1 pseudogene is annotated in these 243 nt (G+C 41.2%); it reads left to right on the forward strand.

Annotation, left to right across the window (positions count from 1 at the left end):
- Positions 1-25: 25 nt before the first annotated feature.
- Positions 26-243: pseudogene (locus C1E58_RS11915) on the forward strand (IS5/IS1182 family transposase); the annotation flags it as partial.

A 243-nucleotide genomic window follows, 5' to 3' on the forward strand; every position in this document is an offset into this window, starting at 1 on the left:
ACAAAACAACTAGAAAGGCATGAAAATGTATAAACAGTATAACACAAATCAGTTAAGTTTGGAATTAAATCTTGCTTGGGATTTACCTGCTACTCACGAGGCTCGTCTGATTAGTCAGTTTGTGGATACCATTCCTTTATCCGTTCTATTAGAAGAAACTTCCCATACTGGTCGTCCAGCCTTTCATCCAGCCATGTTGCTCAAAATGACCCTGTTCGCCTATGCTCGCCAGGTATTCTCTGG

The organism is Streptococcus suis, from assembly GCF_002964575.1.
Classification (GTDB): Bacteria; Bacillota; Bacilli; order Lactobacillales; family Streptococcaceae; genus Streptococcus; species Streptococcus suis_R.